A 14,262-nucleotide genomic window follows, 5' to 3' on the forward strand; every position below is an offset into this window, starting at 1 on the left:
TGCACCATCATGCGAGAACGGGCGCCACGGTGCGCCGGAACCCGTCATGATTGTCCGACAGGCGTGCGACGACGACGAGGGACGGCGATGGGCTGGGGAGCCAAGGCAGGCAGCACGGTCGCTGCGGTGCTGCTGCTGACGGGCGTCTACCTCACGCTCGACGCGTACGACGTCGTCCCCGGCCTGCTCACCACGGAACCGGCACCCGCGCCCGCCGCCCCGTTCCCCGACTCGCCGGGGGCTGTCGCCGGTGAGCCCCCCGAGCTCGTGACCGTCATGCTCGGCGAGGACGCACCCGTGCCCGCCGCCGCCAGCATCCAGTCGCTCGTGGACGATCTCGCGGACGACGACCGGCTCGGCACCCGCGTGGGCGTCTCCGTCGTCGACGCGGCGTCGGGGGAGACCCTCGGCACGCACGCACCCGACGCGAGCTTCGTGCCCGCCTCCACGCAGAAGCTTCTCACCGCCGTCGCGGCCCTCAGCACGATCACGCCCGGGACCCGGTTCCCGACCACCGTCGAGCAGGCCGGTGACGGCCTCCTCGTCCTGCGCGGCGGCGGGGACACCCTGCTCGCGGCCGGCGCGGGCGACCCCGACGCCGTCAACGGGCACGCCGGACTCGGCGACCTCGCGGACCAGGTGGCGGGCGAGCTCACGTTGACCGGGGACACCAGCGTCACGCTGCGCGTCGACGACTCGCTGTTCACCGGACCCTCCGTCAGCCCCACGTGGGACCCGGGCTTCGTCACCGACGGGTACGCGTCGGCCGTGACGGCGCTCGCGGTCGACGGCGGACGCCTGGAGGACGACGAGTACGCCCCGCGCGCCGACGACCCGAGCCTGGCCGCCGGGGAGATCTTCGCGGAGGCGCTCGCCGACCGGGGGATCACGGTGGACGGCGACGTGAAGCGCGCCACGGTCGAGGCATCACCGCTGGTCGGTGCGGTGCAGTCGGCGCCCGTCGAGGACGTCGTGGGCTACTTCCTCGAGCACTCCGACAACTCGGTCACCGAGGCGGTCGGACGTCTCGTGGCCCTCCAGGCAGGACGCGAGGGCTCGTTCGACGGGGCGACGAGCGCGGTCACCACCGCGGTCGAGCGGCTCGGCGTCGACCTGACAGGAGCGGAGCTCGTCGACTGCTCGGGCCTCGGCGAGGGCTCCGACCTGAGCCCGACGCAGCTGACCGACGTCGTCGAGCTGATCACGGACCCGGAGCAGCCCCGCCTGCGGCCCGCCGCGGTGCAGATGCCGATCGCCGGTCTCACGGGCACGCTCGACGACCGGTTCGTCGGTGACCCGGGCGCCGGGGTCACCCGGGCGAAGACTGGCAGCCTGTCGAACGTCCGCTCGCTGTCCGGCACCACCGTCACCGACGACGGCCGGATGCTCGCGTTCGCGGTCCTCGCGGACAAGATCCCGGACGAGAACGCCTGGGGTGCGCCGTTCATCATCGACGACTTCGTCGACGAGCTCGCGTCGTGCGGGTGCACAGGGTGAGTGTCGAGGTCATCGACTGGCCGAGCGCCGCGACGATCGCCGGTCGGCTCGCCCGCCCCGGCCCCGACGCCACGCGGCCGCAGCGCGAGGCGGTCGTCGACGGGCTCCGCACCGCGGCACGCCGTGCCGTCCCCGCCGTCCTCGACGTCACAGGGATGCGTCCCGCCCCCGAGTCCGAGGCGACGAGCGACCGGCTCTCCGAGGTCCTCGTCGTGGACCGCCCGGGGTGGGCGCGCGCCAACGCCCGCGTCATGAGCGCGATGACCCAGGGGCTCGGCGACGGGCTGACCGAGGCCGAGCGGGCCGGTCTCGCCAGGCCCGCCGTCGCCGTCATGGGAGCCGTCGAGGTCGGGGGAGTCCTCGCAGCACTGTCGAGCCGTGTGCTCGGGCAGTTCGACCCCTACGGCCAGGCCGGCCTGGGACGGCTCCTGCTCGTCGCCCCCAACGTGCTCTCCGTCGAGCGGGCCCTGCGCGTCCGGGCCCGCGACTTCCGGCTCTGGGTGTGCCTGCACGAGCAGACGCACGCGCTGCAGTTCGCGGCGGCGCCCTGGCTGGCCGAGCACCTGCGCGCACGGACGCACTCGTTGCTCGGCTCCGTGACCGAGGGCGCGCGCACCGGCGCCGGCGCTCCCGTGTCGCAGAGGCTGCGGACCGCGGGCCGGGCCGTGGTCGGGGTCGCGCGCGGGCAGGGGGTCACCGGCGGGATCATGACCCCGGAGCAGCAGGACGAGCTGTCCGAGCTCACCGCCGTGATGGCGCTGCTCGAGGGGCACGCCGACGTGATGATGGACGCCGTCGGCCCGAGCATCGTCCCCACGGTCACAGCCATCCGCCGCCGCTTCGAGCAACGCCGTGACGGCGCCGGGCAGAGTCCCGTCGACAGCATCCTGCGCAGGGTGCTGGGGATGGACGCCAAGCTCGCGCAGTACCGCGACGGTGCCCGGTTCGTCCGAGGCGTCGAGGCGGTGGTCGGGCGCGACCGGCTCAACACGGTCTGGACCAGCGTCGAGACGCTCCCGACGGCAGCCGAGATCCGCGACCCCGACGCGTGGGTCCGCCGGGTCCGTCCCTGAGATGGTCGGCCCGCACCCCGCGGAGGCTGCGCTCCGCCGCGCCGTCCGGGACTCGCTCGCCGACCTTGACGACGACGCGCTCGTCCTCGTCGCCTGCTCCGGCGGGGCCGACTCGTTGGCGCTCGCCGCAGGGCTGGCGTTCGTCGCACCACGGCACGGGCTGCGGGCCGGTGCCGTCGTGGTCGACCACGCCCTCCAGGCGGGGTCGGACGACGTCGCGGGGCGCGCGGCGAGACAGTGCCGGGACCTCGGGCTCGACCCCGTCGTCGTCGAGCGCGTCCGGGTCGGCACCGCCGGTGGCCCGGAGGCGGCGGCCCGGACCGCCCGCTACGACGCGCTCGAGCGCGCGGCACGCGACCTCGGCGCGCAGGCGGTGCTGCTGGGCCACACGCGCGACGACCAGGCCGAGACCGTCCTGCTGGGGCTCGGCCGTGGCTCGGGCGCGCGGTCGCTCGCGGGCATGGCGCCCCGCCGGGGACCGTGGCGCCGCCCGATCCTGGGTCTGCGCCGGCGTGACACCGAGGCCGTCTGTTCCGCACGCGGTCTGGACCCGTGGACCGACCCGACCAACCTCCTGCCCGCCGACTCGCGCGCCGGGGTGCCGCGCCGGACCCAGGTGCGCCACGTCGTCGTGCCGGTGCTCGAGGACGTCCTCGGCCCCGGGGCCGTCGACGCCCTCGCGCGCAGCGCCGACCTCCTGCGCGACGACGCCGACCTCCTGGACGCGCTCGCGGACGAGCTCGGCACCCGGGCCGAGCGGCCCACCGACCTCCCCGGTGGTGTGGCGCTCGACACGGCCGCGCTCGCGGAGGCGCCCCGCCCGCTGCGGCGTCGCGTCCTGCGCGCGGCGGCTCGTCGTGCCGGATGCCCTGCAGGTTCGCTCTCCCTGCGGCACGTCGAGGCCATGGACGACCTGGTCGTGGACTGGCACGGGCAGAAGCCGCTCGACCTCCCCGGAGGCGTGGCCGCCGCCCGCAGGTGTGGCACGCTTGTGCTTGGCCCGCCTCGGGCCTGACCGTTGACTTCTCGCCCTTGGGAGCACACGTGGAACCGTCCGACCTCGGAACCGACCTGGCACGAGTTCTGCTCACCCAGGAACAGCTCGAATCACGTCTCGACGAGATGGCGCAGAAGATCGACGAGGACTACGCGGGCAAGGACCTGCTGCTCGTGGGCGTGCTCAAGGGCGCGGTCATGGTGATGGCGGACCTCTCGCGCCGCCTGCACCACCCCGTGCACATGGACTGGATGGCCGTCTCCTCGTACGGGTCGGGGACCAAGTCCTCCGGCGTGGTGCGGATCCTCAAGGACCTGGACGCCGACCTCACCGGCCGCCACGTGCTGATCGTCGAGGACATCATCGACTCCGGCCTGACGCTCTCGTGGCTCGTCTCCAACCTGCGCAGCCGTGGCCCGGCCTCCGTCGAGATCGCGACGATGCTGCGCAAGCCCGACGCCGCGAAGGTCGACGTCGACGTCCGGTACACCGGGTACGACATCCCGAACGAGTTCGTCGTGGGCTATGGACTCGACTTCGCCGAGAAGTACCGGAATCTGCCGTTCGTCGGCACGCTCGCCCCGCACGTCTACTCGAGCTGAGCCACGCTCTGGGCGAACAGCCCAGCGAACGCTCAGAGTTTCCGTGTAGTTTCGCAGGCCAACCGTTGTGCGACTGGAGGGATCCGGGGGTAGTGCCCCGCCGCCGATGAACGCCAAGAAAATCTTCAGTGGTCCGTACGTATGGATCGTCCTCGGATTGCTGCTGCTGTGGATCGCGTTCGCGACCCTTCGCACACCGAGCACGCAGCCCGTCGAGACCTCGCAGGGACTCGAGCTCCTCGCCGGCGACACCGTCGAGAGCGCGCTGATCGTCGACGGCGACCAGCGCGTCCAGCTGGAGCTCTCCGAGGACTTCACGTACGAGGACGAGGACGGCGAGGAGCAGAACAAGGGCACGACGGTCCAGTTCTACTACGTCCAGCCGCAGGGCGACTCGGTCGTCGCCGCGATCGAGTCCGCGGACTTGGCGGACGGGTACGACTCCGAGGTGCCGCAGCCGTCGTTCCTCGGGTCGATGCTGTCGTTCATCATCCCGTTCCTGATCATCGGCGTCGTCTTCTGGTTCCTGCTCTCGCGGATGCAGGGCGGCGGTTCCAAGGTCATGGGATTCGGCAAGTCCAAGGCCAAGCTGGCCTCGAAGGACACCCCGCAGGTGACGTTCTCCGACGTCGCGGGTGCGGAGGAGGCCGTCGAGGAGCTCTACGAGATCAAGGAGTTCCTCTCCGAGCCCGAGAAGTTCCAGGCCGTCGGCGCCAAGATTCCCAAGGGCGTCCTGCTCTACGGACCTCCCGGAACCGGCAAGACCCTGCTCGCCCGCGCCGTGGCGGGGGAGGCGGGCGTCCCGTTCTACTCGATCTCCGGCTCCGACTTCGTCGAGATGTTCGTCGGTGTGGGTGCCAGCCGTGTGCGTGACCTGTTCACGCAGGCCAAGGAGAACTCTCCGGCGATCATCTTCGTCGACGAGATCGACGCCGTCGGGCGACACCGCGGTGCCGGCATGGGCGGCGGCCACGACGAGCGGGAGCAGACCCTCAACCAGCTGCTCGTCGAGATGGACGGGTTCGACGTCAAGACGAACGTCATCCTCATCGCGGCGACCAACCGTCCCGACATCCTCGACCCGGCGCTCCTGCGCCCGGGACGCTTCGACCGCCAGATCGCCGTCGAGGCCCCCGACCTCAAGGGCCGCGAGGCGATCCTGCGCGTGCACGCCGCGGGCAAGCCGATCGTCCCGGACATCGACCTGAACGCCGTCGCCCGCCGGACCCCCGGGTTCACCGGTGCCGACCTCGCGAACGTCCTCAACGAGGCCGCGCTGCTCACCGCCCGCTCGGGAGCCCAGCTGATCGACGACCGGGCGCTCGACGAGGCCATCGACCGTGTCATCGCCGGACCGCAGAAGCGGACCCGCGTGATGAACGTCAAGGAGCAGAAGGTCACCGCGTACCACGAGGGTGGCCACGCGCTCGTCGCCGCCGCGATGCGCTACACGGACCCCGTCACCAAGGTGACGATCCTGCCGCGCGGCCGGGCCCTCGGCTACACCATGGTCATGCCGATGGAGGACAAGTACTCCACGACGCGCAACGAGCTGCTCGACCAGCTCGCGTACGCGATGGGCGGCCGCGTCGCCGAGGAGATCGTCTTCCACGACCCGACCACGGGCGCGAGCAACGACATCGAGAAGGCGTCGTCGATCGCGCGCAAGATGGTCACCGAGTACGGCATGAGCGACCGGGTCGGCGCGATCCGCCTCGGCACGTCCGGCGGCGAGCCCTTCATGGGACGCGACATGGGCCATCAGCGCGACTACTCCGAGTCGGTCGCCGGCACCGTGGACCACGAGGTGCGCAAGCTCGTCGAGGCGGCGCACGACGAGGCGTGGTCGGTGCTCACCGAGTACCGCGACGTGCTCGACGCGCTCGTCCTCGCGCTCCTCGAGAAGGAGACGCTCAACCAGGCGGAGCTCGCCGAGGTCTTCGCCCCGGTGGTCAAGCGCGAGCCGCGCGACGTCTGGCTCTCCTCGGAGCAGCGGACCGTGCAGACCCGCGGACCCGTCCTGACGCCGGCCGAGCAGGCCGAGCAGAAGGGCGAGGTCGTCCCGCAGGACGAGGCGGCGGCCGCCGCGGACGAGCTGCCCGCCGAGCACATCGGCGAGGTGCCTCCGAGCAGTGCGGTCGACAGTCCCGTGGAGCGTCAGGCCGACGGCGAGTCGACCCCGGATCGCGACTGACGTGGGCGAGACCCCGGACGTCGGAGCAGACCTGCCCGGCCCCGACGTCGTCCCGCCCTACGACGAGGATCGGGCGCGCGCCGCGGTGCGCGAGCTGTTGCTCGCGGTCGGGGAGGACCCCGACCGCGAGGGTCTGGTCGAGACCCCGGACCGGGTGGCCCGCGCGTACCGCGAGATCTTCGCGGGGCTGCGTCAGGAGCCCGCGGACGTCCTGACCACCACGTTCGACATCGGCCACCAGGAGATGGTGCTCGTCAAGGACATCGAGGTGTACTCGACCTGCGAGCACCACCTCGTCCCGTTCCACGGCGTCGCGCACGTGGGGTACATCCCCAGCGCCGACGGCCGCATCACGGGCCTGTCGAAGCTCGCGCGCCTGGTCGAGGTCTACGCCCGTCGCCCGCAGGTCCAGGAGCGGCTCACCACGCAGATCGCCGACGCCCTCGTCGAGCACCTGGACCCCCGTGGGGTCATCGTCGTGATCGAGTGCGAGCACCTGTGCATGGCGATGCGCGGCGTCCGGAAGCCGGGCGCGCGGACCGTCACGTCCGCGGTGCGCGGGCAGATGCGCGACGGCACGACCCGCGCCGAGGCCATGAGTCTCGTCCTCGGGCGGTAGCCGGCCGTGCTGCCCGACCGCCTTGCCGTCGACCGCACGCTCGTCATGGGCGTCGTCAACGTCACACCCGACTCCTTCTCGGACGGCGGCCGCTGGTTCACCCCCGACGCCGCCGTCGCGCACGGCCGGGCACTCCTCGCCGAGGGCGCGGACATCCTCGACGTCGGCGGTGAGTCGACCCGACCGGGAGCCGGGCGCGTGAGCGTCGACGACGAGCTCGCCCGTGTGCTGCCCGTCGTCGAGGCCCTCGCGGGGCTCGGCGCCGTCGTCAGCGTCGACACCACCCGCGCGGTCGTGGCCGAGAAGGCCGTCGAGGCGGGGGCGCTGATCGTCAACGACGTCTCCGGTGGCCTCGCCGACCCCCGGATGTACGAGACGGTCGCGCGCCTCGGCGTCGTCTACGTCCTGATGCACTGGCGCGGACCCTCGGACGTCATGGACGACCTCGAGGCGTACGACGACGTCGTGCTCGACGTGCGCGACGAGCTCGCCCGACGGGTCGAGGCCGCCCGTGCCGCGGGCGTCGACCGGTCGGACCTCGTCGTCGACCCGGGGCTCGGGTTCTCCAAGGCGGGAGCGGCCAACTGGCCCCTGCTCGCCCGCCTGCCCGAGCTCGACCTGGGCCTCCCCGTCCTCGTCGGCGCGTCCCGCAAGAGGTTCCTCGGGCACCTTCTCGCCGACGACGACGGCACCCCCGCACCCCCGGAGCGGCGGGATCATGCCACGGCCGCGCTCAGCGCTCTGGCGGCCGCCTCCGGGGCGTGGTGCGTCCGCGTCCACGACGTCCGTCCCAGCGCCGACGCCGTCCGAGTTGCTGCCGCCTGGGGAGAGGCGGAGTCTGCAGGGAAGGTGTGAGAAGGTTCAGGGCGGTCTTCACAGAGCGCCACGGACCGTGAACGAACGATGCAGGAGGACGACGTGAGCCAGTTTCCCGGAGGGCTTCTGGGGCCCGATGGATTTCCCTTGGACACCATTCGTCTGGTGGGGATCCGCGCGACCGGGTATCACGGGGTGCTCGACCACGAGAAGCGCGACGGCCAGGAGTTCGGCGTCGACGTTACGCTGCACGTGGACACGCGCGCGGCCGCCGCGGGGGACGAGCTCTCCGCGACCACGAGCTACGCCGACGTCGCGGCCGACGTCGTCGACATCGTCACCGGGCCGTCCGCGGACCTGATCGAGACGGTCGCCGAGCGCATTGCCGCGACCGTCCTGACCAACCCGGGCGTCCACGGCGTCGACGTCACCGTGCACAAGCCCGAGGCGCCCATCCCGGTGCCGTTCGACGACGCCGCCGTCTCGATCCGCCGCGACCGGGTGGTACGCCGACCCGCCGTCGCGCCCGTGCCGATCGGCGGATCCGCGGAGGAGTCAGCCCTCGAAAACCTCCCGCCCGCCCCGGTCGTCGTCGGCCACGTGCGACTGCCTGACGACGGCGCGGCCGCGGCCGTCCCGGCAGCCGCACCTGTTCCTGCGCCGCCGACGGAGGTCCCCGCGGCACCCGTTCCCACCGGCGCCATTCCCGCCGGCGCCGTGCCCGCGGAAGCGGTGGCCGCCGAGCCCGCGCCCGCCGAGCCGGCGTACGTCGTCGACGCGCCGTCCTTCGAGCCGACGGCTGCCGCTGTCCCGCTCGCGGTCGACGAGGGCGACGTGCACACCGTCGGCGAGGGTGAGGCGCCCGTCGAGCCCGACGACGCGGGGACGGGCCCGGTCGCCGTCGACGAGGTCATCGCCCCGACGGAACCTGAGCCCGAGCCCGAGCCTGCGGTACCGGCGGCTCCGACCGGCGACGTCATGGACGTGGTCCCCGAGAAGTTCGTCGACGTGGTGCTCGCTCTCGGGTCGAACGTCGGGGACTCGAAGCAGTCGCTGCGCGACGCCGTCACCGACCTGGACCGGATCCAGGGGCTCGAGCTGCGCGAGGTCGCGCCGCTCGCCCGGACGGAGGCGGTCGGCGGCCCCGACCAGGACGACTACCTGAACACGGTCGTCATCGCTCGCACGACGCTCTCGCCGCGGTCGCTGCTGCACGAGTGCCAGGCGGTCGAGACCGCGCACGGACGCGAACGGGCTGAGCGCTGGGGTCCGCGAACGCTGGACGTCGACATCGTGAGCTACGGGTCGATCGTCGACGAGACCCGTGACCTGACCCTCCCGCACCCTCGGGCGCGGGAGAGGGCGTTCGTCCTGGAGCCGTGGGCCCAGATCGACCCCGACGCCGTGCTGCTCGGCCTCGGTGGCGGCCCGGTGGCGGCCCTCGCGGGCACGGCGCCGGACGCTGGCGGGATCCGATGGATGGCGCTCGACTGGTTGACCGACGCGCCGATGTCGGGACCCCAGGAGACCGTCGCACCGGCGGAGGTGCAGGAGGCACCCGCGCCCGCACAGGCACCCACACCCGCGCCCGCACCGGCGGTCGCGCCTCCAGCGGATCCGGCCCCGGTGCACGACGAGCGTCCCGCACCCGCCGAGCAGCCGGTGCCGGTCGCGGCGGCGTCGACCGCGCCGCCCACCCCGGCCCCGTGGGCACCCCCCGAGAGCTTCCAGCCCGTGGGGTACGGCCGTCCCGCCGAGCGTGACGTCGAGCGCCCCGACTTCCCGGCGCGTCCGCAGCCCGTGGGCCCACGGCCCGTCGACTCGCAGGGCCTGCCCGCCCAGGTGACGGGGCAGCAGCCGAACGTGCCCTCGACCCCGGAGTCGTGGACGCCGTCCGCGCCGCAGCGCCGCCGCGTCCTCGGTCCGCCTGACGACACCACGAGCTGAGCCGGATCGTGCAGCGGACGTCACTGCGCACTCTCGTCCTCGTCATGCTCGTCACGGCCGCCGTGGCGTGGACGGTGCTGCGGGTGGTCGAGAGCACCGGTGCGTACGTCTCGCCGGTCCCGTGGATCGTGGACGCGGCGCTCGTCGTGCTCGCCCTGGGCGTGCTCTGGGCCGGGTGGACGGTGCGCCAGTACATCGCGGGCGACCGTCCCTCGCTGAGCGGCGTCCGGGCCGGGCGGACCCTGATCCTCGCGAAGGCGGCCTCGTTAGCCGGGTCGCTGCTCACGGGCTGGTACGGCTCACAGGTGCTGCTCGTCGCCGGCCAGCTCGGGATCGAGGCGCGGGCCGACAAGGCGGTGGCTGCCGGCGTCGCGACGCTGTGCGCGGTGGGTCTCGTCGTGGCCGGCCTCGTCGCCGAGCACTGGTGCCGCGTGCCGCCGTCCGACCAGGACGACGAGCAGAGCACACGCGGGCCGGAGGAGGAGTCCGGAGAAGCGGGCGCGCACGCCTGACGGTGCCACAATGCATCCATGACTCCGAGCGGACCGTTCGACCCTGACGGCATCACGTGGACGCGCGTCTCGACGCGCCTGGTGCACGCCCGGCTGATCACCGCGGGCCTGACGCTCGCCGTACCCCTGGTGGTGGGCGTCGTCCTCGCGCTGACGCTCTCGCCGTGGTGGTGGTTCCTCGGTGGCGGTGCCGCGGTGGTGCTCCTGGAGTCGATCGTGGTCATTCCCCGCCAGGTCGCGGCCATCGGGTACGCCGAGCGCGACGACGACCTGCTGATCCGCCGGGGCATCCTCTTCCGCACCCTCGTCGTGGTGCCGTACGGCCGGATGCAGTACGTCGACGTGCAGGCCGGCCCGCTGGACCACCGGCTCAAGATCGCCACTCTCCAGCTGCACACCGCGAGCACGAGCACCGACGCGACGATCCCGGGCCTGCCTCCGCACGAGGCTGACCGGCTGCGTGACCAGCTGGCCGCGCGGGGCGAGTCCCGGCTGGCCGGCCTGTGAGCGAGGAGAACCTCCGCTGGCGGCGCGTCCACCCGGTGACACCGCTGGTGCGCGGGTGGGGGATCTTCCTGGCGGCGCTCGTCGTGGTCGCCAACACCCAGATCGACAACATCGGCGCAGGCGGGGGCATCCCGGGATTCGGGGACCTGCTCTGGTCGATCGTCGGCCTGGTGGTCGTCCTGGTCCTCGGGATCGGGTTCGCCGCGCTGTCGTGGCGGTACATGAAATACGCGATCGGCGAAGACACCGTCCAGGTCAACTCCGGGATCCTCTTCCGGCAGCAGCGGCGCGCACGGCTCGACCGGTTGCAGGCCGTCGACGTCGTCCAGCCGCTGTTGGGCCGGATCTTCGGCCTGGCGGAGCTCAAGCTCGAGGTCGCCGGTGGCGCGGACTCCGGGATCAAGCTCGGGATGCTCTCGTTGTCCGAGACCGAGGCTCTGCGCAACGAGCTGCTCGAGCGTGCGGCCGGGGTGCGGCAGGCCAAGCGGGCCGAGACCGCGGGGCAGGAGCCCGGAGCGTCGGACGCCCTGCCGACCGGGACGACGGGCACGGCCGCGACCGAGGACGGCGACGGGCACGGCGAAGGGCTCGGCGCCGTCGAGGTCGACGAGGCCGGCGTGCCCGGCGTGCCTGTCTATGCCTCCGCCGGAGCTCCCGCGGACGCCGACGTCGTCCTGGAGACGACCGCCGCGCCGGAGCGGCCGGTCTTCGACGTCCCGGCGGGCCGCCTCGTCGGGTCGATCCTGCTCTCGTGGGAGCTGCTCGCGTTCGTCGTCGCGGTCCTCGCGCTCGCCGGGGTCGTCGCCGGGACGCGTGAGCCGTTCCTGCTGTTCGTCGTGCTCCCGGGCCTGCTGGGGTTCGGGGCGTTCGCGGTCTCGCGGTTCACCCGAGAGTTCGGGTTCGCGGCCGGGATCTCGCCCGACGGGATCCGGTTGCGCAGCGGTCTGCTCGAGACGCGCCGTCAGACCATCCCGCCGGGCCGGGTGCAGGCCGTGGTCGTGCACCAGCCGCTGCTCTGGCGCCGGCGGGACTGGTGGCGCGTCGAGGTGAACGTCGCCGGGTACGGGGGCTCGAAGGAGTCGGCCGCCGAGAGCGTCCTGCTGCCCGTGGGGACCCGGGCGGACGCGCTGCTCGCGGTCTGGCTCGTGCTGCCCGACTTCGGCACGGACGACCCCGTGGCCGTCCTGACGGAGGGGCTCGTCGGCGTCGGACCGAGCGAACGGACCACGGTCTCGCCGCGGCGTGCCCGCTGGGTGGACCCCTGGTCGTGGCGCCGCAACGGCTGGTCGGTCACGGACCGTGCGCTGCTCCTGCGCTCGGGGTACTTCCACCGCACGCTCGACGTCGTCCCGCACGAGCGCACCCAGTCGCTGGGGCTGCAGCAGGGCCCGTTGCAGCGGCGGCTGGGCGTCGTCACGTTCGCCGTGCACTCGACGCCCGGGCCGGCCTCGCCGGGCTGCCCGCACCTCGACGAGTCGGACGCCGTGGCCCTGACGGTCGCGCAGGCGGCTCGGGCCCACGAGGCGCGCGAGCACGCGACGCCTGAGCAGTGGATGCGCACGGTCAGCGAGGGAGTGCTGTGAGCGCCGGGGTCGGTGCGCGCCCCGGTCGCCTGGGTGTCGGGGTCGTCGGCGCCGGTCGGGTCGGCGCCGTGCTCGGCAGTGCGCTGCGTGCCGCCGGTCACGCGGTGGTCGGGGCCAGCGGTGTGTCCGCGGCGTCGCGCGAGCGCATCGACACGCTGCTGCCCGGGGTCCCCCTGCTCGAGGTCCCGGACGTCGTCGAACGCGCGGAGCTGGTGGTCCTGGCCGTTCCCGACGACGCACTGGCCGCCGTGGTCGAGGGCCTCGCCACGACCGGGGCCTGGCAGCCCGGGCAGATCGTCCTGCACACCTCGGGCCGGTACGGCGCGAGCGTGCTCGACCCCGCGCGGCAGCGCGGTGCGATTCCGCTGGCGGTGCACCCGGCCATGACGTTCACCGGGACGTCCCTCGACCTGGCCAGGCTCGAGGGGACGACGTTCGCCGTCACCGCTCCCGGGCCGGTGCTGCCGATCGGGCAGGCGCTGGTCGTCGAGATCGGCGGGGAGCCGGTCGTCGTCGACGAGGCCGCCCGGGGGCTCTACCACGCGGGCCTCGCCCACGGGGCGAACCATCTGGTGGTGCTCGTCGCCCAGGCCGCCCAGGCGCTCGCGGCCGCCGGGGTGGAGCGTCCGGGCCGGGTGCTGGAGCCGCTGCTCGGGGCCGCGCTGGACGGCGCGCTGCGCGCGGCGGACTCGGGCACGGCCGCGCCCCTGGAGCCCCTGGAGCCCCTGACCGACGCCGAGGTCGACCTCACCGACGACCTCCCGGCCGCGCGCGACGGGTCTCCCGGGGCCATCGCTGCGCTGACCGGTCCCGTGGCCCGGGGAGACGTCGGCACCGTCGTCGAGCACCTGCGCGTGCTCGAGGAGCTGGCCACCACGCAGGGCGCGACAGACGTCCCGGCGTCGTACCGGGAGCTCGCCCGGGCCGCGACGAGGCGTACCCTCGCCACGGCCCGTATCGACCGCCACCAGGCCCAGGGCCTGCTGGACGCACTGGAGGAAGACGAATGACCGCCGTCGTGCACACGCGCACGGACCTCGCCGCCGCGCTCGACACGCATCCGGGGACGGGCCGTCGCGCCGTCGTGATGACCATGGGAGCGCTGCACTCGGGGCACCTCCTGCTCGTCGACGCCGCGCGCGACGCCGTCGGCCCCCACGGGCAGGTGGTCGTGACGATCTTCGTCAACCCCCTGCAGTTCGGCCCCCACGAGGACCTGGACGCCTACCCGCGGGACCTGCCGGGCGACGTCGAGAAGCTGCAGGGCCGGGGCGTCGACGTCGTCTTCGCGCCCGAGCGGGAGACCGTCTACCCGGGCGGCGACCCGCGCGTGACCGTCAGCGCCGGGCACCTCGGCACCATCCTCGAGGGCGCGCAGCGTCCCGGGCACTTCGACGGCGTGCTCACCGTCGTCCACAAGCTGCTCCGGCTCACGCGGCCCGACGTCGCGGTCTTCGGCGAGAAGGACGCGCAGCAGCTGCTCGCGGTCCGACGGCTCGTCCTCGACCTCGAGCACGACGTCGAGATCCTCGGCGTCCCCACGGCACGCGACGACGACGGGCTGGCCCTGTCCTCGCGCAATGCCTACCTGAGCGCGCAGCAGCGGACCGACGGTCTGGCTCTCTCGCGGGCGCTCGCCGCCGGGCGCGCCGCCGGGCCCCGGGGCGCGTCAGCCGTGCTCGCGAGCGCCTCTGCGGTCCTCGCAGAGGTCCCCGGGGTCCGGGTGGACTACCTCGCGCTCGTCGACCCGGTTACCGTAGAGGAGGTCGACCCGTCCTTCGGCGGACGCGCGCTCCTGCTCGTGGCAGGACGAGTCGGGACTACCCGGCTGCTCGACAACGTTGCGGTAGAAGTGACCGCTCTCCCTGAGGAAGGATCGTCGTGAGCAACACCGCGCCCGCGTCCCTGCAGCGCC

General features: G+C 73.4%; 13 protein-coding genes. All 13 read left to right on the top strand.

Annotation, left to right across the window (positions count from 1 at the left end):
- The first annotated feature begins 63 nt into the window (after positions 1-63).
- The 13 genes from dacB to panC all read left to right on the top strand — a co-directional run bounded on the left by dacB (position 64) and on the right by panC (position 14,232).
- Positions 64-1,497 (top strand): D-alanyl-D-alanine carboxypeptidase/D-alanyl-D-alanine endopeptidase, encoded by a 1,434-nt coding sequence (gene dacB, locus BLU20_RS04530; protein ID WP_231959296.1) that lies wholly within the window; start codon positions 64-66, stop codon positions 1,495-1,497.
- Positions 1,494-2,570, top strand: coding sequence for a zinc-dependent metalloprotease (locus BLU20_RS04535; RefSeq protein WP_231959297.1), 1,077 nt, complete (start codon positions 1,494-1,496; stop codon positions 2,568-2,570). Before dacB ends, BLU20_RS04535 begins: the two co-directional genes overlap by 4 nt.
- A gap of 1 nt (position 2,571) precedes the next feature.
- A complete protein-coding gene (gene tilS, locus BLU20_RS04540; RefSeq protein WP_083371755.1) occupies positions 2,572-3,585 on the top strand; it encodes a tRNA lysidine(34) synthetase TilS in 1,014 nt (337 codons plus the stop codon).
- Between the two features lie 29 nt (positions 3,586-3,614).
- A complete protein-coding gene (hpt, locus tag BLU20_RS04545; protein WP_083371756.1) occupies positions 3,615-4,169 on the top strand; it encodes a hypoxanthine phosphoribosyltransferase in 555 nt (184 codons plus the stop codon).
- 106 nt (positions 4,170-4,275) lie between these two features.
- Positions 4,276-6,363 (top strand): ATP-dependent zinc metalloprotease FtsH, encoded by a 2,088-nt coding sequence (gene ftsH / locus BLU20_RS04550; protein ID WP_029252887.1) that lies wholly within the window; start codon positions 4,276-4,278, stop codon positions 6,361-6,363.
- A 1-nt stretch (position 6,364) separates the two neighbouring features.
- The gene (folE, locus tag BLU20_RS04555; RefSeq protein ID WP_083371757.1) at positions 6,365-6,982 is read left to right on the top strand and encodes a GTP cyclohydrolase I FolE; all 618 of its coding nucleotides are present in this window, start codon (positions 6,365-6,367) and stop codon (positions 6,980-6,982) included.
- 45 nt (positions 6,983-7,027) lie between these two features.
- The gene (folP, locus tag BLU20_RS04560; RefSeq protein ID WP_083372910.1) at positions 7,028-7,837 is read left to right on the top strand and encodes a dihydropteroate synthase; all 810 of its coding nucleotides are present in this window, start codon (positions 7,028-7,030) and stop codon (positions 7,835-7,837) included.
- Positions 7,838-7,945: 108 nt separating this feature from the next.
- The gene (gene folK, locus BLU20_RS04565; RefSeq protein ID WP_231959298.1) at positions 7,946-9,745 is read left to right on the top strand and encodes a 2-amino-4-hydroxy-6-hydroxymethyldihydropteridine diphosphokinase; all 1,800 of its coding nucleotides are present in this window, start codon (positions 7,946-7,948) and stop codon (positions 9,743-9,745) included.
- An 8-nt stretch (positions 9,746-9,753) separates the two neighbouring features.
- The gene (locus BLU20_RS04570; protein ID WP_083371759.1) at positions 9,754-10,257 is read left to right on the top strand and encodes a DUF3180 domain-containing protein; all 504 of its coding nucleotides are present in this window, start codon (positions 9,754-9,756) and stop codon (positions 10,255-10,257) included.
- An 18-nt stretch (positions 10,258-10,275) separates the two neighbouring features.
- A complete protein-coding gene (locus BLU20_RS04575) occupies positions 10,276-10,764 on the top strand; it encodes a PH domain-containing protein (RefSeq protein ID WP_083371760.1) in 489 nt (162 codons plus the stop codon).
- A complete protein-coding gene (locus BLU20_RS04580) occupies positions 10,761-12,347 on the top strand; it encodes a PH domain-containing protein (protein WP_083371761.1) in 1,587 nt (528 codons plus the stop codon). The genes BLU20_RS04575 and BLU20_RS04580 overlap by 4 nt, the downstream gene beginning before the upstream one ends.
- On the top strand, positions 12,344-13,357 hold the full coding sequence (locus BLU20_RS04585) for a Rossmann-like and DUF2520 domain-containing protein (RefSeq protein WP_083371762.1): 1,014 nt from the start codon (positions 12,344-12,346) through the stop codon (positions 13,355-13,357). The genes BLU20_RS04580 and BLU20_RS04585 overlap by 4 nt, the downstream gene beginning before the upstream one ends.
- Positions 13,354-14,232, top strand: coding sequence for a pantoate--beta-alanine ligase (gene panC, locus BLU20_RS04590; RefSeq protein WP_083371763.1), 879 nt, complete (start codon positions 13,354-13,356; stop codon positions 14,230-14,232). Before BLU20_RS04585 ends, panC begins: the two co-directional genes overlap by 4 nt.
- Positions 14,233-14,262 lie beyond the last annotated feature (30 nt).

The sequence above is a fragment of the Paraoerskovia marina genome, from assembly GCF_900105445.1.
GTDB classification, from domain to species: Bacteria; Actinomycetota; Actinomycetes; order Actinomycetales; family Cellulomonadaceae; genus Paraoerskovia; species Paraoerskovia marina.